Origin of the sequence: Xanthomonas sp. NCPPB 1754 (assembly GCF_041475725.2) — a bacterium.
Taxonomy (GTDB): Bacteria; Pseudomonadota; Gammaproteobacteria; order Xanthomonadales; family Xanthomonadaceae; genus Xanthomonas; species Xanthomonas euvesicatoria.
In genome coordinates this window covers 2,884,993-2,904,129 of the sequence record NZ_CM192982.1, presented here as the reverse complement: position 1 = coordinate 2,904,129, position 19,137 = coordinate 2,884,993, and the positions used below count along the sequence as shown (strand labels likewise).

Annotated in this window: 8 protein-coding genes; 2 read left to right on the top strand and 6 right to left on the bottom strand. The window is 65.7% G+C overall.

Going from position 1 to position 19,137, the window contains the following annotated elements; all coding sequences use genetic code 11:
* Positions 1 to 49: 49 nt before the first annotated feature.
* Positions 50 to 1,048, top strand: coding sequence for a LacI family DNA-binding transcriptional regulator (locus ACCQ15_RS12840; protein WP_218540131.1), 999 nt, complete (start codon positions 50 to 52; stop codon positions 1,046 to 1,048).
* A gap of 344 nt (positions 1,049 to 1,392) precedes the next feature.
* On the opposite strand, the gene ACCQ15_RS12835 is transcribed toward ACCQ15_RS12840, so the two are convergent.
* Genes ACCQ15_RS12835 through ACCQ15_RS12825 form a run of 3 tightly spaced genes read right to left on the bottom strand, consistent with a single transcriptional unit; the run spans position 1,393 to position 6,557 of the window.
* The gene (locus ACCQ15_RS12835) at positions 1,393 to 4,563 is read right to left on the bottom strand and encodes a multidrug efflux RND transporter permease subunit (RefSeq protein WP_011347809.1); all 3,171 of its coding nucleotides are present in this window, start codon (positions 4,561 to 4,563) and stop codon (positions 1,393 to 1,395) included.
* Positions 4,564 to 4,575: 12 nt separating this feature from the next.
* Entirely contained in the window at positions 4,576 to 5,883 is a 1,308-nt protein-coding gene (locus ACCQ15_RS12830) for an efflux RND transporter periplasmic adaptor subunit (RefSeq protein ID WP_372380631.1), read from the bottom strand.
* Between the two features lie 14 nt (positions 5,884 to 5,897).
* Complete coding sequence (locus ACCQ15_RS12825; RefSeq protein ID WP_372380630.1) at positions 5,898 to 6,557, bottom strand: TetR/AcrR family transcriptional regulator; 660 nt, start codon at positions 6,555 to 6,557, stop codon at positions 5,898 to 5,900.
* A gap of 277 nt (positions 6,558 to 6,834) precedes the next feature.
* Between ACCQ15_RS12825 and ACCQ15_RS12820 the strand changes: the two genes are divergently transcribed.
* A complete protein-coding gene (locus tag ACCQ15_RS12820) occupies positions 6,835 to 11,844 on the top strand; it encodes an NAD-glutamate dehydrogenase (RefSeq protein ID WP_014090417.1) in 5,010 nt (1,669 codons plus the stop codon).
* Positions 11,845 to 12,073: 229 nt separating this feature from the next.
* Here the strand turns inward: ACCQ15_RS12820 and ACCQ15_RS12815 are convergent, their stop codons facing one another.
* The 3 genes from ACCQ15_RS12815 to ACCQ15_RS12805 all read right to left on the bottom strand — a co-directional run bounded on the left by ACCQ15_RS12815 (position 12,074) and on the right by ACCQ15_RS12805 (position 19,092).
* A complete protein-coding gene (locus ACCQ15_RS12815; protein ID WP_372380629.1) occupies positions 12,074 to 13,501 on the bottom strand; it encodes an MFS transporter in 1,428 nt (475 codons plus the stop codon).
* A gap of 479 nt (positions 13,502 to 13,980) precedes the next feature.
* A complete protein-coding gene (locus ACCQ15_RS12810; RefSeq protein WP_008571357.1) occupies positions 13,981 to 14,967 on the bottom strand; it encodes an HD-GYP domain-containing protein in 987 nt (328 codons plus the stop codon).
* 30 nt (positions 14,968 to 14,997) lie between these two features.
* Positions 14,998 to 19,092, bottom strand: a complete 4,095-nt coding sequence (locus tag ACCQ15_RS12805) for a CHASE domain-containing hybrid sensor histidine kinase/response regulator (protein WP_372380628.1) — start codon at positions 19,090 to 19,092, stop codon at positions 14,998 to 15,000.
* Positions 19,093 to 19,137 lie beyond the last annotated feature (45 nt).

Sequence of the window (19,137 nt, the reverse complement as noted above, 5' to 3'; positions counted from 1 at the left end):
GACACCGCGCCTGGGTCAGGGTGCGCAAAATGGAGCGGGAACGGTCCCAGTGAGTATCAGCATCAATGACGTGGCCCGCGTGGCCGGAGTTTCCAAGTCCACGGTGTCGCGCGCGCTGGGCAGCGGCCCGGTCAGCGAGGAAGTGCGTGCCAAGGTGGAAGCGGCGGTGCGCCAGACCGGCTATCGGCCCAACCTGATGGCGCGGCGATTGCGATCCCAGCAATCCGGCATCCTGGGGGTGATCGTGGCCGACATCCGCAACCCGTACTTCACGGCGCTGATCCGTGCGGTGGAAGAGGTCGCCTACAGGGCCGGTATGCGCGTGACGCTGTGCAATACCGATGAAGATCCCGAGCGAGAGGCGCTATACCTGGAGTTGATGCAGGAAGAACGCATCACCGGGCTGATTTTTGCGCCGACCCGGGTCACGGTGGGGCGCATGCACGAGCTGGCGCTGGATTACCCCACCGTGCTGGTGGATCGCGCCGGCCCCGGCAGCCGCTACGACAGTGTGGTGCTGGATAACGGCGCGGCCATGGCCGAGCTGGTGGCGCATCTGCAGACACAGGGCTACCGGCGCATCGGCGGGCTGTTCGGCAGCACCAGCACCACGGCGGCCGAGCGCCGCGATGGTTACCTGGCCGCGATGCGCGCGCAGGGGCTGCAGCCGGATTACCGCGAAGTGGCGCCCACCGCCGAGGCGGCGATCGCCGAGTTGGGTGCATGGCTGGCCAACGACCAGCGGCCCGAGGCCATCGTGACCAGTAACAGCCTGCTGCTGATGGGCGCACTGAAGGCTGCACGCACCGCCGGCCTGCGCCTGCCACAGGATCTGGCCCTGGCCGGGTTCGACAACGAGCGCTGGACCGATCTGGTCGAGCCGGGCATCACTGTGGTCGAGCAGCCGGTGGAAGACATGGGCCGGGCGGCGATGTCGCTGCTGCTGGAACGGTTAAGCAATCGGCAATTGCCGATCCGCCGCTTGGTCATGACTGGACGTTGCGTGGTGCGTGGGTCGACTGCTGCGCGTATGCCGGGCGTGGTGTAGAGCGGCGGCGAGGGTCTGTTGGGTGCGGTGGGTTTGACGGGAATGCGTTCGCGCCCGAGTGCGCTCCTACAAAGAGGGCCGTCTGCCGTGGATTGCGGACCTGCGCGATGCCGGCGAACCGGAGGTGTCACTTGCCGTGATTGTTCAGGCCCCTTGCGCCGATCATTGCAACCTGCCGACATCGCCGCCTCGTAGGAGCGCACCTGGGCGCGACGGGCGTTTTCGGTAGTGCGTTCGCGCTCCGGTGCGCTCCTACAAGGGGCGGATTCGCAATGGTTTCCACCGATGCTGCACAAAAAAGCCCCGGCATTGCCGGGGCTTTTTGTTTGCAACGACTGCCTGACTCAGCGATCCGGGCGGTGGGTTCCGCCATCGTTCTGCACGGCCAGATATTCCTTGGACTGCTCGTCCAGCTTGTCGCCCAGCATGCGGCGCACCACCACGAAGAACAGCGGGATGAAGATCACGCCGAGCACGGTGGCGAACACCATGCCGCCGATCACGCCGGTACCGATGGAGTGACGCGAGTTGGCGCCGGCACCGGTGGAGATGGCCAGCGGCAACACGCCCAGGATGAAGGCGAACGAAGTCATCAGGATCGGGCGGAAGCGCAGGTGCGCCGCTTCCAGGGTGGCCTCGCGCAGGGTCTTGCCCGCCGCACGCTGCTCAACTGCAAATTCCACGATCAAGATCGCGTTCTTGGCCGCCAGACCAATCACCGTGATCATGCCGATCTTGAAGTACAGATCGTTCGGCAACCCGCGCAACATCGAGAAGGTGATCGCGCCCAGCACGCCGATCGGCACCACCAGCAGCACCGCCACCGGAATCGACCAGCTCTCGTAAAGCGCGGCCAGGCACAGGAACACCACCACCACCGACAGCGCCAGCAGCAGCGTGGCCGCATTACCGGCGATGATTTCCTGGTAGGACATGCCGCTCCAGTCGAAACCGAAGCCCGGCGGCAGATCGTTGTTGACGATATCTTCCATCGCGCTCATCGCCTGGCCGGAACTGCCGCCCGGAGCCGGGTTGCCGACAATGTTCACGGCCGAATAGCCGTTGTAGCGGTTCAGGGCCGGCGAGGCGTAGTTCCACTCGGCCTTGACCACGTTGCTCAGCGGGATCATGGCCGGCTGACCGTCGGCACCGGTGGCCGTGGCGCTGGGGGTAAAGAAGTTGCGCAGCGACTCGGGACCGGCGCGGAACTGATCGTCGGCACGCATGTTGACGCGCTTGATGCGGCCCTCGGCGAAGTAGTCGTTGACGTACACCGGCGCCAGCATCAGCTGGATCGAGCTATAGATATCGCTGACATCCAGGCCCATCGATTGCGCCTGCACGCGGTCCACGTGCAACTGCAGCTGCGGCGAGTTTTCCAGGCCGTTCGGACGCACGCCGACCAGGGTGTCCTGCTTCTCCGCCGCCTTGCCGAGCACGATGTTGCGCGCATTGATCAGCGCTTCCTGGCCGGCACCGGAACGGTCCTGCAGCCACATGTCGAAGCCGCCGAACTGCCCCAGGCCCTGCACGGTGGGCAGGTTGACCACGAAGATCTGCGCGCCCTTGATGCCGTAGAAGGCGCCATTGAGTTGCTGGATCAACTGCTCGGCAGTGACGTCGCGTTCTTCCCACGGCTTGAGCCGGATGAAGCCCATACCGACGTTTTCGCCCGAGCCCAGGAAGCTGAAGCCGGCGATCTGCAGCATGCCTTCCACGGCCGGCTGCTTCTCCAGCACCGCACGCATCTGCGCGAACGCCTCGTTGGTGCGGATCTTGGTCGCGCCCGGCGGCAGCTGCACGATGGCCACGGCAAAGCCCTGGTCTTCTTCCGGCAGGAAGCTGCCCGGCATGCGCGTGAACAGGAAGCCGCACAGCACCACCAGCGCCACGAACGCGATCATCCATGGCGGCGAGCGCTTGAGGGTATGGCCCACCACGCCGACATAGCGATGCGCCAGCTTGTCGTAGTACTTGTCGAAGGTGCGGTAGACCCAGTTCTTCTTGGTCGAGTGGGTCGACTTGAGGAACGCGCCGCACAGCGCCGGGGTGAAGCTCAACGCCAGGAATGCAGAGAACCCCATCGACATGGCGATGGTCAACGCGAACTGCTTGTAGATCGCACCCGAGGCGCCGGGCTGCAGCGAGGAGGGGATGAACACCGCTGCCAGCACCACGGTGATGGCCACCACCGCGCCGGTGATCTGGGTCATCGCCTTCTGGGTGGCCGCCTTGGGCTCCAGGTGCTCCTCGCTCATGATGCGTTCGACGTTCTCGATCACCACGATCGCATCGTCCACCACGATGCCGATCGCCAGCACCATCGCAAACAGCGTCAGCTGGTTGATGGTGAAGCCGATCATGTACATGCCGAAGAACGTGCCCAGCAGCGCGACCGGAATCACCAGCGTGGGAATCACGGTGGCGCGGAAGTTCTGCAGGAACAGCAGCATCACCAGGAACACCAGCACGATGGCTTCCACCAGCGTGTGGATCACTTCCTCGATGGAGATGCGCACGAAGGTGGTCGATTCGTACGGCGCAAACCAGGTCACGCCTTGCGGGAAGGTCGGCTGCAGTTCGTCGAGCTTGGCGCCGACCGCCTCGGACACGTTCAATGCATTGGCGCCCGGCAACAGCTGGATACCGAAGGCACCGGTGGGCTTGCCGTTGTACTGGGTGTCGAAGCCGTAATTGCTCGGCCCCACGGTCACGCGCGCGACGTCCTTCAGGCGCACGGTGGCGCCGTTGTTGTCGGTGCGCAGGATGATGTTCTCGAACTGCTCGGGCGAGCTGAAGCGGCCTTCCGCCGACACCGTGGCGGTGAAGCTGATGCCTTCCGGGGTCGGGTCGGCGCCCACCGAACCGGCAGCGAACTGCACGTTCTGGTTACGCACTGCGGTCAGCACCTGGGTCGCCGACAGGTTGTAGCCCTGCAGTTTCTCCGGGTTCAACCAGATGTTCATCGCGTACTCGGCGCCGAACTGGTTGGTGCTGCCCACGCCGGGCACGCGCGAGATCTGCTCGAGCACGCGCGAACCGACGATGTCGTTGAGCGCGTCGCGGTCGATCGAGGGATTGTCCGAGCGTAGTGCGGCCACCATCAGGAAGCCGGCGTTGGCCTTGGCCACCACCACACCTTGCTGGGTCACTTCCGAGGGCAGCCGCGGCGTGGCCAGCGACACCTTGTTCTGCACCTGCACCTGCGCGATATCCGCGTCGGTGCCGGTTTCGAAGGTCAGGGTGATGGTCACGCGGCCGTTGGCGGCCGAGGACGAGTTGAAGTACAGCAGGTGGTCGATGCCGGTGAGCTGCTGTTCGATGACCTGGGTCACCGCCTTTTCGGCGGTGTCGGCGCTGGCGCCGGGGAAGTTGGCGGTGACGGTGACCTGCGGCGGGGCGATCGTCGGGTACGACTCGATACCCAGATTCAGGATCGAGATCACGCCCGCAAGCGAGATCAGGATCGCCACCACCCACGCAAAGACCGGGTGTTCGATAAAAAACTTAGGCATGTCCGGGTTCCGTCACTGCTGCTTGGACTGGGAGTCGGCCGGCTGCGCGGCCGCATCCTGCGTGGGCTGTTGCTGGGCGGCCGGCGCCGCTGCATCGGCCTTGTCGGCGGACGGTGCGGCTTTCGCGTCGCCGCCCTGTGCCGCGCCGGGCGCCGCGCCCGCTGCACCGGGCTGGCTGCCTTGTGCCGGCTTGTTCGGATCCCACGGCACGCCCTTGGCCGGCTGCCCTTCCTTGGCCTTCTGCACGCCATCGACGATGACCTGATCGCCCGGGCTCATGCCGCCGGTGACGATCCACTGGCCCTTCTGCTGGCCGTCGACGGTCAGGTTCTTGCGGACCACCTTGCCGTCCTTGCCCAGCACCAGGGCGTAGGGTCCGGTGGCATCGCGCTGCACCGCCTGCTGCGGCAGCAGGTAGGCATTGTTGCGCTGGCCCAGGCTGGCCTTGAAGGTCACGAACGCGCCTGGCAGCAGCGATTGTTCAGGGTTGGGCAGGGTGGCGCGCAGCGACACCGCACCGGTGCTCGGGTCCACCGTCACCGCAGACACGTCCAGCGTGCCGGGGTGCTGGTACTGCGTGCCGTTGCCCAGCTCCACATTGATGGACGACTTGCCGTCGCCGCTCAGCTGCACGTTGCCGCTGCTCTGCGCCTGACGTAGGGCGGCCAGTTCTTCGCTGCTCATGGCGAAGTTCACGTACAGCGGGTCGATCTGGTCCACGGTGGTGAGCAGGGTGGCTTCACCGGCACCGACCAGTGCGCCTTCGGTCACGCGCTGAATGCCGGCGCGGCCGGTAATCGGCGAGGTCACGGTGGCGAAGCCGAGCTGGATGCGCGCAGCTTCGACCGCGCCGCGCGCCTGCTGCACGTTGGCCCCGGACGAACGCTCGTTGGCTTCGGCGGTGTCGATGTCGGCGCGCGAGACGTACTGCTGCGGCGCCAGGCTGCGTGCACGCGTCGCGGCGATCTTGGCGTTGGTATAGGTCGCTTCGGCGGCGGCCAGCTGGCCCTGCGCCTGCAGCAGCGTGGCCTTCAGCTGCGAGGGGTCGATCTGGAACAGCGGCTGGCCCTCTTTGATGTTGGCGCCTTCGGTGTACAGGCGCTTGAGCACCACGCCGTCCACGCGCGCGCGCACGTCCGCCGAACGGTACGCCGACAGGCGGCCGACCAGGTCGCGTTCCAGCGGCAGTGTCTGCGGCTTCATCTCCAGCACCGAGACTTCCGGCGGCGGCGGTGCCTGCTGTTGTTCGGGCTTGCTGCAGGCAGCCAGCGCCACGGTGATGGCACAGGCCAGGCCGAATGTGCGGAGCGGGGCAATCATCAGGGGGAACTCCGTTAGGGTCTTGAAGTGAGAAGCGAAGGTGGTGGCGACGTCGGCGCGGCAGGAGCCGGAGCAAACGCACGCAGGAAGGTGTCCACGGCGAACTGCGCCCATTGCTGCCTGGCGTGAAGGCCGGCGCGATGGGGGACTTGAAACCGTTGGCGGTCGAAATCCAGCCCGACGATCATGCTCAGCAGCAGTTCGGCCATGAAGTGCGGATCGTCATGCCGCAGTTGGCCGGCGTCGATCGCCTGTTCGAAGCGATGCGCCAGGCGCTGCTGCATGCCGACCACGCCGTCGTGGAAGATCTGCTGCGACTGGTCGGGAAACCGGTGCGACTCGGCCTCCACCAGACGGCAGGTCTGTAGCACATCGGGGTTGTTCAAACGGTCAAGATGGGCCAGCGCGAAGGCCAGCAGATCTGCGCGGAGATCGCCCGAGACCGTGCCCAGCGGCCCGGCCGCCAGGTGCACGTGGTCCTGCAGCACATCGCGCAGCAGGTTTTCCTTGCAGCCGTAGTAGCTGTACAGGGTCTGCTTGGAACAGCCGGCCCGCTCGGCCACCTCGTCCATGCTCAGCCGCATGCCACGCTCGGCAAGCAGCGCATGCACGGCCGCATGGATGCGGCGGTCGCAGTCCGAACGCCGGGCAGCACGGTGGGAACGAGGGATCATGGCGGTAGACTATACCGTCCAGTTTAGTTTTTAAACAGGCTTGACGGCCGCAGCGTTGTCTGCACAACGCCTTGTGTGCCAAGCCTTTGGCCGGACTTTGCCGGTTGTGGCGGTCCAGCCCCGCCTTCCCGCCGCTGCGTTCTCGTCGCTACATGGATGTCGTGCTCTGCATGCCGCCTAGGGCGATCGTGGGCCGCACATTTGCGCTATGCAGCAAGGCGTCGTCACCGCGCACCGGTACAATTCAGGTTTTCCACCGAGCATTCCAGCTCTACTCATGACAGCCAAGAAAGCCGCTTCGAAATCGTCCACGACGTCGGTCAAACCGGTCGCCGAACGTGCCGTCCCCGTGCTTGCCACCGAACCGCAGGCGGTTACCCTCGAGCCGGTGTTTGCCGCGTTGCGCAAGCGCTACCCGGCCGCCCGTCAGGCCGAAGTCCAGGCGTTCGCCGCCGACTTCTACCGGCGCATGGAGGAAGACGAATTCCCGAACCATCCGCCGGAGCAGTGGGCGGCGCTGGCATCGGACATGCTGGAGTTCGCGCGCGCGCGCAAGGCCGGCACGGTCAACGTGCGGGTGTTCAACCCGACCTTGAAGAGCCACGGCTACGAGTCGCCGCATACCCTGCTGCAGATCGTCAACGACGATATGCCGTTTCTGGTGGATTCGGTCAGCATGACCCTGGCCGACCTGGGCATCGGCGTGCACGTGCTGGGCCACCCGGTACTGCGCATCGCACGCGACAAGTCCGGCAAGCTCACCGCAGTGGGCGAGGGCAAGGGCGAATCGTTGATGGTGCTGGAGATCGACCGCCAGCCGCCGGAAGAAATGCCCAAGCTGGAAGCGGCCGTGCGCAAGGTGCTGGCCGAGGTGCGCGCCATCGTGCAGGACTGGTCGGCGATGCGCGAGCGCATGGTCATGCTGGCCGACGATCTGGCGACCCGCCGCCTGCCGATCGACGACATCAACCGGCACGAGGCGCAGGAGTTCCTGCGCTGGGCCGCGGCCGACCACTTCACCTTCTTCGGCTACCGCGAGTATCGGGTGGAGAAGCAGGGTGGCCAGGATGTGCTGGCACCGCTGGAAGAGACCGGCCTGGGCCTGCTGCGCGGTCGCGACACCTCGCCGGCGCGTCCGGTGACCACGCTGGCCGCGCATGGCCTGAATGCCTCGTCCAAGCTCAAGGATGCGTTGATCCTGACCAAGACCAATGCACGCTCGCGCGTGCATCGGGTCGGTTACATGGATTACATCGGCATCCTGGAATTCGACGCCAAGGGCCGCATCGTCGGCGAGCAGCGCTTCCTGGGCCTGTTCACGTCCAGCGCCTACAACCGCCGCCCCTGGGAAATTCCGCTGGTGCGTCAGCGCCACGAATACGTGATGAGCAAATCGGGGCTGACCCCGAGCAGCCATAGCGGCAAGGCCTTGCGCCACATCCTGGAAACGCTGCCGCGCGAGGAGCTGTTCCAGTCCAACGAAGAAGAGCTGTACCGCACCGCGATGGGTATTCTCGGGCTGCAAGAGCGTGTGCGTAGCCGCCTGTTCCTGCGCCGCGACAAGTACGGGCGTTTCATCTCGGCGCTGGTGTACATCCCGCGCGAACGCTTCAACACCGATGTGCGCCTGCGCATCGAAGCCTTGTTGAAGGATGCGCTGCACGGCGAATACATCGACTCCAGCGTGGTGCTGGGCGAATCGCCGCTGGCGCAGCTGCACCTGATCGTGCGCCCCAAGAGCGGCGAGGCGCTGGAGTTCAACACCACCGAACTCGAATCGCGGCTGGCGCACCTGCTGCGCAACTGGCGCGATGCCCTGCGCGAGGCGTTGGTTGCGCGGCATGGCGAGGCCAACGGCCTGCGCATGGCGGCCAACTTCGGTCGCGCACTGCCGGCCGGCTATATCGAAGATTCCTCGATCGAATCGGCGGTGTCCGACGTCGAGCATCTCGCCTCGCTGGATGGCCCGGACGACCTGCATCTGAGCCTGCAGGAAATCCGTCGCGACGACGGCATGCGTCTGGACGCGGGCGAAGGCCTGCGCCTGAAGCTGTACCGCCAGCTCGACGACATTCCGCTGTCCGATGCGATGCCGATGATGGAAAACATGGGCCTGCGCGTGATTTCCGAGCGGCCATATCGGTTGCAGGTCGGCGAAACGCCGGTCTATATCCAGGATTTCGAGGTCGAATCGACGTCCGGCAAGATCAATGCCGCACACGCCGATGCCAGCTTCGGCGAGGCATTCGAGCGCATCTGGAACGGCGATGCCGAAAACGACGGCTTCAATCGCCTGATCCTGGCGGCCGGCCTGCACTGGCGCCAGGTGGCCTTGCTGCGCGGCTACTGCAAATACCTGCTGCAGACGGCGGTGCCGTTCTCGCAAGCCTACGTCGAAGCCACCTTCACCCGCTATCCGCTGCTGGCGCGCCTGCTGGTGGAACTGTTCGAAGCGCGCTTCGATCCGTCCACCGGCAGCGAGACCAAGGCGCAGATCTTCGCCGGCCAGGAGCGCCTGCGCGAAGAACTGTCTGCGTTGGCAGGCGGCGACGAGGCCACGCTGAAGGCGCTGGACGCCGTGCTGGAAGCACGTGGCGGCGATCGCAACGCGCAGCAGGACGCCACCCGCGCCACCTTGCTGAAGCTGATGGACCGCGTCTCCAGCCTGGACGAGGACCGCATCCTGCGCAGCTTCATCGATGTGATCGATGCGACCTTGCGCACCAATTACTACCAGACCGACAAGAACGGCAAGCACCCCCACTGCATCAGCTTCAAGCTGGATTCGGCGCGCGTGCCGGACCTGCCCAAGCCGCGTCCGTATCGCGAAATTTTCGTCTACGGCCCGCGCGTGGAAGGCGTGCACCTGCGCTTTGGCGCAGTGGCGCGTGGCGGCCTGCGCTGGTCGGACCGCCGCGAGGATTTCCGCACCGAAGTGCTGGGCCTGGTCAAGGCGCAGATGGTCAAGAACACTGTCATCGTGCCGGTCGGCGCCAAGGGCGGTTTCTACGTCAAGCGTTCGCCGGTCGGCGGTGATCGCGATGCCATCCAGGCAGAAGGCATCGCCTGCTACAAGCTGTTCATCCAGGGCCTGCTCGACATCACCGACAACATCGTCGGCGGCAAGATCGTGCCGCCGCCGCAGGTGGTGCGTCACGATCAGGACGACCCGTACCTGGTGGTCGCGGCCGACAAGGGCACCGCCACGTTCTCCGACATCGCCAATGGTCTGGCGCTAGACCACGGCTTCTGGCTGGGCGACGCGTTCGCCTCCGGTGGCTCGGTCGGCTACGACCACAAGGGCATGGGCATCACCGCACGCGGCGCGTGGGAATCGGTCAAGCGCCACTTCCGCGCCATGGGCCGCGATTGCCAGAGCCAGGACTTCAGCGTGGTCGGTATCGGCGACATGTCCGGCGACGTGTTCGGCAACGGCATGCTGCTTTCAAGGCATATCCGCCTGCTGGCCGCGTTCGATCACCGCCACATCTTCCTGGACCCGAACCCGGATGCGGCGGTTTCCTTTGCCGAGCGCGATCGCCTGTTCAAGTTGCCGCGTTCCAGCTGGGCCGATTACGACGCCAAGCTGATCAGCGCCGGTGGCGGCATCTATCCGCGTACGCTCAAATCCATCGACATCAGTGCGCCGGTGCGCGAAGCGCTGGGCCTGGACGCCAACGTCAAGCAGCTCTCGCCCAACGAGCTGATGAACGCCATCCTCAAGGCGCCGGTGGACCTGTTCTGGAACGGCGGCATCGGCACCTACGTCAAGGCGGCCAGCGAATCGCACGCCGATGTGGGCGACCGCGCCAACAACGGCCTGCGCGTCAACGGTGGCGAGTTGCGCTGCAAGGTGGTGGGCGAGGGCGGCAACCTGGGCCTGACCCAGCTGGGTCGTATCGAAGCGGCGCAGACCGGCGTGCTGCTCAACACCGACTTCATCGACAACTCGGCCGGCGTGGACACCTCCGATCACGAGGTCAACATCAAGATCCTGCTCAACGACATGGTGCAGGCCAAGAAGCTGACCTATGACGCGCGCAACAAGCTGCTGGCGTCGATGACCGATGAAGTGGCCGATCTGGTGCTGTGGGACAACTACCGGCAGAACCAGGCCATCAGCCTGATGGAGCGCATGAGCGTTAAGCGGCTCGGCTCCAAGCAGCATTTCATCCGCACGCTGGAACTGCAGGGCCTGCTGGACCGGCAGATCGAGTTCCTGCCCTCCGATGCCGAGCTGTCGGCACGCAAGGCGCGTGGTCAGGGCCTGACCCGGCCGGAGCTGTCGGTGTTGTTGTCGTACTCCAAGCTGGTGGCGTTCCAGCAGCTGCTGGAATCGGACATTCCCGAAGACCCGTACCTGTCCAAGGAATTGCAGCGCTACTTCCCGCAGCCGCTGCAGAAGAAGTACGCCGATGCGATGGAGCGTCACCGCCTCAAGCGCGAGATCATCGCCACCGCGGTCACCAACACCACCATCAATCGCATGGGCGCCACCTTCCTGATGCGCATGCAGGAAGACACCGGCCGCAGCATCGGCGAGGTTGCCAAGGCCTACACCATCAGCCGCGAAACGCTGGATGCGCGCGCGCTGTGGACGCAGATCGATGCGCTGGACGGCAAGGTGCCCGAGTCGGTGCAGATCGACGCGCTGGAAGTGATCTGGCGCCTGCAACGCTCGTTCGTGCGCTGGTTGCTGCTGCGCCCCGGCCAGATGCCCGGCATCACCGCCGCGGTGGAGCGTTACCACGGCCCGTTCAACGACATCCGCGTGGCGTCGGGCGTGCTGTCGGACGCACAGCGCCCGCAGTACGAAGCCAGCGTGCAGGAGTGGCAGGACAAGGGCCTGACCCCGGCGCTTGCGCAGCAGTTGTCCGAGCTGCGGTATCTGGAACCGGCCTTCGACATCATCGAAACCGCACGCACCCGCAAGCTCAAGCCGGTGGACGTTTCCAAGGTGCATTTCCGCCTGGGCGAAGCGCTGCGGCTGCCGTGGCTGTTCGAACAGATCGACGCTCTGGAGGTCAACGGCCGCTGGCATGCCGTGGCACGTGGCGTGTTGCGCGACGAGCTGGCCGCGCATCAGCGTGCGCTGGTGGGCCAGGTGCTGACCATGTCCGGCAGCAGTGCCGAGGACAAGGTCGCCAACTGGATGGCGCGCGACGATTCCAGCCTGCGCTTCACCCTGGCCATGCTCGCCGACGTCGCCGAGCAGAAGACCCTGGACTACCCGACCGTGTCGGTGGCAGTGCAGCGGTTGGGCCAACTGGCTGCGCACGGGGTGTAAGTGGCCTAGTGCCGCGGTGGCGGAGCGAACGCTTCGCTATCGTGGTGGTCGCGACAGCGCCGTGATTGAGTCGATGCAGAGGCCGCCTCCGGGCGGCCTCTTGCGTGCAGGGCATGGTGCACGGCGTACGCCCACGTGTCCTGAGTGCGGCGCCCGCTGGATGTCCAGGCGCTATGTTGTGCGGCTCAAGTACAGGGCCAACACAGGCCGCCCTGCAGGCGGGCCCGGCTTACGCCCGATGCCCGCTCATTTCCTGCCCGGCATGCTTGTCGAAGCGTACGTGCCACCAGGTGGCGCTGAGCGAAATCAGGCTGACGATGCAAAAGGCCAGCGAGAAATCGCTCTGATGCGGCGTTGCGTGGCCGCCGGCCAGCATCGCCAGGTTGAGGATCATCGCGCCGGCACACACACCAACCGAGAGCATCAGTTGCTGCAAGGTCGTATACAGGCTGCTGGCGCGGCTCATGCGCGCGGCCGGCACGTTCTCGTAGGCGATGGTGTTGTAGGCGGCAAATTGAAACGACATGAAGGCGCCGCAGCACAGCAGCAGGCCGAACATCAATGCCGGCGGCCAATCGGGGCGGAAGAACGCGCACACCATATAGCCCAGGCTGGCGAGTACGCCGTTGCCGATCAGGCTGTTGCGATAGCCGAAACGACGTAGCAATTGCGGGGTGATGCTGCGCATTAGCAGTGCGCCGAGCGCGGTGGCCAGGATCAACCGGCCGCTATGCGCGGCGCTCATGCCGAAGCCGATCTGGAACAGCAGCGGCAACAGAAACGGCTGCGCGCCCTGGGTGATGCGCATTAGCGCGCCGCCGATCACCGACAACCGGAACGAGGCGATGCGCAACAAGCTCAGGTCCAGCAGCGGAGCGGGGTGGTGACGTGCGTGCCAGAGATAGCCCAACCCAGCGCTGCCGCCGATCGCCAGCAGCCAGCTGGCTTCGCCGATGCCGTTTTGCTGGCTGACCATTTCCAGGCCGAACAGCAGGCAGCCCAGTGCGGTACCGCACAGCACGAAGCCGCGCAGATCGAAACGCGCCGGCGTCGATTCGGTGGGAATCTCCGGAATGAAACGCCGCACCAGCAGGAAACCGGCAATACCGATCGGCACGTTGATGTAGAAGATCCAGCGCCAGTCCAGGTACGAGACGAAAAAACCGCCCAGCGGGGGGCCGAGCATCGGGCCGATGAAGGCCGGCACCAGTGTCCAGGCCATGGCCGACACCAGGTGGCGTCGTTCCACCGTGCGCAGGAGGATCAGCCGGCCCAGCGGGGCCATCATGGCGCCGCCCGCACCTTGCAACACACGTGCGGCGACCATGGTGGGCAAGCTGTCGGCCAGCGAACACAGGATCGAGCCACCGACGAATACCCAGATGGAGGCGCCGAACACGCGGCGCAGGCCGAAGCGGTCGGGGATGGCGCCACTGGCCGGGATCAGCACCGCCAGCGCCAGCAGGTAGCTGGTCATCGCGATGCTCATGGCTGGTGCCGCTACGCCGAAATCGCGCGCCAGGGTCGGCAGCGCGGTGGCCAGCACGGTGGCATCCATCTGCTCCATGAAGATGGCGCACGCCAGGATCAGCGAGATGATGCGGTAATCGGGATAACGCGGCGGCGTAGCGCCTGCCTCGGACACGCTGGAGGACATCGGACTCTTGGTTGCGGGGCCGCGCCGCCTGCGCGGCAGACGACAGCAGGAGCGGCCCGCGTCGCACGGTGTTGTGCGGCGCAACATAGGTATTGTCTGCTGGTGTGGGGCGGGGTTCAAGCGCACGTGGGTAACAGTGCGTGCTTGTGGATGCAGACGCGGCGTCTTGGTGGCGGGTGTTGGCGTGATGCAAAACGTGGCGGCTAACGCGGCTGGCGCTGACGTGAGCGCGCGATGGCGATGTGGGATGCGCGAAGTGATACATCGTGGGGTGGTTGTCCCCGAGCTGCCCGCACCCCCATCCGGCGCGACGCGCCACCTTCTCCCAGAGGGAGAAGAATCAAGATGCGGCACGCGGACAGTGATCGCGGCTGGGGAACGCCCCTCTCCTGCGGGAGAGGGGTTGGGGTGAGGGTAAGGCGAAAGACAGCCCACCTGACATCGCGAATGGGCGGTTGCCTGACCTGCCCGAATCAGCGCTAGGCCGCAGGGCTGTCCCAAGCGTCCTTGATCTGCAGAATCTGCGGCAACGCGTCGTGGAAATGCTGCACCAGGCGCGGTTCCAGTTGCTTGCCTGCCATGCTGTCGAGCTTGCGCAGGGCGTCTTCCACCGTCCAGGGCGCCTTGTAGGCGCGTCGTCCGCAGAGCGCATCGAAGACGTCGGCCACCGCCACGATGCGTGCCGATTCGGGAATCGCCTCGCCCGACAAGCCTTGCGGATACCCGCTGCCGTCCCAGCATTCGTGATGATGCAGCGCGATTTCCGCTGCCAACTGAAACACCGGACCGCGGCCGTGGCGCAACAGGTCATGGCCGGCTTGCGGGTGCTGGCGCACCACCGAGCGTTCGTGTTCGTCCAGCGAATCGGGCTTTTGCAGGATGCTGCCTGGCACTGCGATCTTGCCGGCGTCGTGCAACGGGGCGGCGTCCTGCAGGGTCTGCGCCTGCTGCGGCGACCAGCCCACCGCCTCGGCCAGGACACGCGCATACACCGCCATGCGCCAGATATGCGCGCCGGTGTCGGCGTCCTGGCCCTGGCCGGCGGTGCCGAGCAGATGGATCGCCTCGCGGTATTGCTGGGCAAGGCGTGCGTTTTCGGCCAGCTTCAACTGGGTACCGATGCGTGCCTTGAGCAGCGCAGGCGAGTAGGGCTTGCTGACGTAATCGGCCGCGCCCGCTTCCAGCCCGAGGCGTTCGTCGTGTTCGCTGTTGCGCGAGGTCACGAACAGGATGGGGATGGCGTTGCTGGACGGCTGCTGCTTGAGCGCGCGCGCCACCGCATAGCCGTCCATGTCGGGCAATTCGACATCCAGCAGGATCAGCTTTGGGGCGTGGCGGCTGACCGCATCCAGGGCTTCGCCGCCGGATTTGGCGAATACCAGCGCGAAGTCATCGCGCAGCAGCTGGCGCAGGGTGGCCAGGTTGCTGGACTCGTCGTCGACACAGAGCAGGGGGCGGGACGGCATGGTGATCCTTGCCAGACGCTCGGGGAGCGATCAGTGCGGGTGGGTGGCCTGCCACTCGCGCAACGTGGCTTCGGCGCGGCGGAAGTCGAAATCTTCGACCGCGCGTTGCAGGGCTTCCTGCAGCGCGCGCGGCAAGCGTGGCGCACAGATCAACAGCGCATGGTCGATCTGGTCGGCATCGTCGCTGGCAAAGGCCGATGTCAGGATCTGCACGCTGTCTGCATCCAACGCAACGCCCTCCTCGTCGGCGGCAACGTCGCTGTCGCCATGCTGCAAGAATGCCCGGATCGCGTCGGCGGTGCGCTGCATGACGTCCTTCAACGCAATCAGCGATGCGGTGATGTCGTGTCCTTCCTCGATACGCGTCTCCAGATCGCCGGCTGCACCGGCCAGGGCCGGCAGCGCGAGCGAGCCGGCCGCGCCGCGCAGCTTGTGCGCCATCGCGCCGATGGCCGGCAGTTCGTTGCGACGCAGATGCTCGGCGGCTACCTCAGCCGGGTCCGGGTTGTCGCGCAGCAGCTTGATCAGATAGCGCGCATAGGGTTCGCGCTCGCGCCACAGGCTGCGCGCGCGTGCGGCGTCCAGCAGTTCCGGGTCGCTGTATTCCCATTCGGGACCGGCGTGCGCCTGCGCCTCGTGCGGAAGCGATGGAATGCGCCGTGTGCCCGGCTGCAGGAAATGACGAATGGCAGTGACCAGTTCTTCGACGTTGAATGGCTTGGCGATAAAGCCGTTCATGCCTGCTTCCAGCGCTTTTTCCTGCTGCGGGCGGAACGCGCCGGCGGTCAGCGCGATCACCGGCAGGCTGGCCAGGGCCGGGATCTGGCGCAACCGGCGCGTGGCCTCGTAACCGTCCACCACCGGCATCTGCACATCCATCAGCACCAGGTGGAACAGGTTGGGCGCGCGTTTGAGCGTACTCACTGCCTGTTCGCCATCGTGGGCGACGGTGACCATGGCGCCTTCGCCCTCCAGAATGCGCTGGGCGACTTCGCAATTGATGTCGCTGTCGTCGACCAGCAGCAGGTGGGCGCCCTCCAGGCGTCGCGCAACGAATGTCGGCGTGGCAGGGCGGGTACCCGGGCGTTGCTCGAGCAGCTGTTCCACCAGCCGGTGCAGGGCCGCGCCGGTCACCGGCTTGGTCATCACCGCATCCAGATCCTGCTGCTCGGGATGCTGCTCCAGCAGGCGGCGCTCGTAGGCGGTGACCATCACGATGACCGGATGCGGGCCGGGCGTGGCGCGTGCACGAATCTCGCGCGCGATGGCCACCCCGTCGATATCGGGCATGCGCCAGTCGAGCAGGAAAATATCGTAGGGCTCTGCAGCGTGTTCGATGGCCTGCAGTGCGGCCTGTCCGCTGGCCACCGCATCCACGCGCCAGCCAAGTTCGGTGGCGATGCGCACCAGGTTGTTGAGCGCTGCATCGTGGTCGTCGGCGATCAGCACGCGCGGCATCGCTTCCGGCGGCAAGGCCGGCAATTCGCGCTGTGCCTGCGGTGGCGCGGATTTTTCCAGCGTCACCACAAAATAGAATTCGCTGCCGCGGCCGGGCACGCTTTCCACTTCCAGTTCGCCGCCCATCAATTCGACCAGGCGCCGGCTAATGGTCAAACCCAGGCCGCTGCCGCCGTAACGCCGACTGGTGGACGTGTCGGCCTGCAGGAACGGCGAGAAGATCACGCTCTGCTTTTCCTTGGAAATACCGATGCCCGTGTCGCGGACCGAAAACAGCAGCTTGAACTTGTTGGGGTCGCCGCTGGGGAAGCGGCGTACCGACAGCACCACTTCGCCCTGTTCGGTGAACTTGATCGCATTGCCGACTAGGTTGACCAACACTTGGTTGATGCGCAGCGCATCGCCCAGCAGCCAACGGCTGTCGCGTGGCAGGGGTTCGACGATCATTTCCACCGGTTTGGCGCTGAGCGAGGAGCGCATCAGGTCGGCGATGTTATCGAACAGCTGGTTCAGATCGAACGGCGCGCATTCCAGGTCGATACGCCCGGCCTCGATCTTGGAAAAGTCCAGGATGTCGTTGATGATCTCCAGCAACGTGCGCGCGGAACGATCGATCTTGGCGACCATGTCCTGCGCGGCGCCGGGCAGTTCGCTGCGCTGAAGCAGGTACAGCATGCCCAGGATGGCGTTCATCGGCGTGCGGATTTCGTGGCTCATGTTGGCCAGAAAATCGGATTTGGACTGGTTGGCGCTCTTGGCCGCATCCATCGCCAGGCGCAGCTGTTTTTCGTGCAGCTTCTGCTCGGTGAGATCCACCGCCACGCCGAGATAGCCGATCACCTGGTCGTGGTCGTCGCGCAGGGTGCTCAAGGTCAGCAGCACCGGCAGGCGGCGCCCGTCATGGCTCACGTAGGTCCACTCGCTGGTGTCGCTGCGACCCAGGCTGGTGAGTGCGGCGATCGCCTCCAGCGTATGCGCCACCGGCGTACCGGTCTGTTCGGCCAGCATGTGCGCGCGCTCCTGCAGTTCCTCGGGCTCGACGAACTGGCTGGCCTTGCGTCGTCCGATCACTTCTGCCGCGCTGTAGCCCAACAGTTTTTCGGCGGCCGGATTGAACAGCGTGACGAAGCCGCTGGAATCGATGGCGATGATGGCGTAGCCGGCGTGTGCCAGGATCGCGCGTTGCAGCACCGAGAACTTCACCAGCTCGCTGGTGCGTTCGGCGACCTGGTGTTCGAGCGAGGCATTGAGGTCGATGATGCGTTGATGCGAGCGCACGCGGTCGGAGATGTCGCGGAAGAAATGCGAATGGCCGCTGAGCGTGCCTTCGCTTTCGATGATCGGCGCCTTGCTGGCCAGCACATGCACCTGATGCCCGTCGCGATGGCGCATGGTCTGCGCCGCCGATGCGTTGCCCGCCAGTGCCGCGTCGGCATGGTCGACCTCAGGCATCGCATACGGCTGCGGCGACAGCAGCATGGTCAGGTCCTGATCGATCGCCTCGTCGGCCGTGTAACCGAACATCGCCTCGGCGGCCGGATTCCAGTGCGTGATACGGCCATCCGGGGTTTCGGCAACGATGGCTTCGCTGGAATGGCTGACCAGCGCGGCCAGTTCCATCTGCTTGCGCAGCACTTCCTCGCGGCGCAGCCCATTGCTGAAATACAGCACCAGCAGGGCGGCCAACAGGACCGCGGCGGCCATCACCAGCCCGCCGATCAACCAGGGCGAACTCTGGTTGAGCGATGCGACGAAGCCGGCGGTGGGGTGGGCGGTGATGACCCAGGTGCGGCCGTAGATCGGCAACAGCCGCACCACCGGCGGACGCAGCGCACTGTCGCTGGCTGGCGTGCCGCTGCGATAGAAATTGTGGGTGGGCTCATTGCGGTCGGACAGATCCAGCGCCACGTCGTCGCGCTCACCCAATGCGCTTCGCACCATCTGCTCGACGCTGAAAGGCGCATACACCCAGCCGCTGGTGGCGAGCATGCGCTGTTGCGGGGTCTGCAACGGCATGCCTTCCCGATAGACCGCCAGCAGCACCAGAAAGCCGCTTTCGCTGGGAACGCGGTAACCGGAGAGCGAGATCGGCGAGGTCATGACCGGCTCGCCGCTGCGTGCGGCCTGCAGGGCGGCGGCACGCCGGCGCGGCTCGGAGGCGATATCGATGCCGAGCGGGCGGTTGCCCGAGGATTCCGGCTCGAAATACAGCACCATGTAACGCTCGCCATCCCATGGCGCCAACGGCCGGCGATGGATGTCCGGCGCACCGTCGGCACGCGCGGCCTGCAGAAACGCGGCTTCGTCGGCCGGGGCGACCCGATGGATGTAGCCGTAACCCAGCACCCCGGGAAACTCGCGCGGATAATCCCGCGAGCGGCTATACAAGGTGAAGCGTTCTCGACTGATGATGTCGCTGCCCGCGCCGATCACCGCACCGCGTGCGCCGCGCAAGCCATGCTCGAAGGTGGACATGCGCTCGCTGATGTTGCGCGCCAGCGTACGCACTACGTAGTCGAAGCGTTGCTGGCGCTCGAGCTCGTTCTGCCGTTGCAGCCACACGCCGGTGACGATGGCGGCAACCAGGCCGGCGCTCAGAATCAGCAGTGCACCAAAGAATGCGCGACGCCCGTATGTCCTGCGCAAATCCCAGCGGCCCTTCGGCATGTTCGTTCCTTCGCCTTGCCTGTTACGTGTCCAGAGTGCTGGCCG